The 1,090-nt window shown below is 72.3% G+C and carries 1 protein-coding gene and 2 pseudogenes; all 3 read right to left on the bottom strand.

Translation table 11 applies throughout. The features are described 5' to 3' along the window. Positions 1 to 200: pseudogene (locus GH736_RS23330) on the bottom strand (hypothetical protein); the annotation flags it as partial. A 42-nt stretch (positions 201 to 242) separates the two neighbouring features. Then, complete coding sequence (locus tag GH736_RS23335; protein WP_235934658.1) at positions 243 to 665, bottom strand: DUF4190 domain-containing protein; 423 nt, start codon at positions 663 to 665, stop codon at positions 243 to 245. 144 nt (positions 666 to 809) lie between these two features. Next, a pseudogene (locus GH736_RS23340) lies at positions 810 to 1,090 on the bottom strand (tRNA (adenosine(37)-N6)-threonylcarbamoyltransferase complex transferase subunit TsaD); the annotation flags it as partial.

Here is a 1,090-nt window from a genome sequence, read left to right on the forward strand (position 1 = left end):
ACCGGGCATGCCGTCGGCGCCTCGGGCGCGGACGGCATGCCCGGTGCGGTCGGCTCCTCGGGAGCCGGGAAGGTGGGCTCGGGCTCGGACGGAGCCGTCGGCTCCACCGGCGCCGGCGGCACCACCGGTTCGGTCGGCTCGACCGGCACCGCGGGCTCTGCCGGCACGGTCGGCTCGTCAGGGTTCCTGGGGTCACTCATGAGTACGTCCTTCTCGATCGGTGGTGCGGATGCCGCGACTGCTCAGTACTGAAGGTCGCCGGTGGTCCCGTAGTAGGTGACGAGCCACGCGCTGAGTGCGACGGCGACGATCACGCCGATGATGGCCAGCACGATGCCGGCGTAGCCGATGATGAGGCCGGCGAGGGCCATGCCGCGACCCTGCTCGCCCGTCTTCTTGATCTGACTCAAGGAGATGTGCCCGCAGATGACGGCGGCGATGGAGCCGATGCCCCAGAGGATGACGATGCCCGCGATGGACGCGATCAGCGAGACGATCGCGAGCGTGTTGGTCTTGGTGGTCGGCGGCTGGCCATAGGCCATCGCCGGCTGTCCGTACGCCGGGGCGGGAGCCGCCGGCGGGACCGCGTCGTACGTCGGGGCGGGCCCCGGTGCGGGCGGCGGCACCGGAGTGCCGGGCTGCTCGGGAAGGTTCGGATCGGTCACGGTCGGTGTCCCCTCGATGCTGCGGATCGGATCCTCGCACGCTGCCGTCGGGCAGCGTGGCGGTGCACGCCTCACGGCACCGCGGTCTCCGTTTCACACACTAGCGCGGCGGGCAGTCGGAGCGCAGCCTTCGAAGCCGCCCGGTCAGACCTGGATGTCGGTGACCGGCAGCGTGGAGTCGGCACCGAAGCCCAGCTGCGACGGAGCGTGGCCCGCCATGATGAGCTGGGCGCCCAGGGCGGCGATCATCGCGCCGTTGTCGGTGCAGAGCGACAGCGGCGGGACCCGCAGCGCGATGCCCGCGGCATCCGCCCGCTGTTCGGCCACCTCGCGGAGTCGCGCGTTCGCCACGACCCCGCCCCCGAGGAGCAGGCGCGGCACGCCCAGGTCGTTGCACGCGGCGACGGCCTTGCCGACCAGCACGT

Origin of the sequence: Agromyces humi (assembly GCF_009720255.1) — a bacterium.
Lineage (GTDB): Bacteria > Actinomycetota > Actinomycetes > Actinomycetales > Microbacteriaceae > Agromyces > Agromyces humi.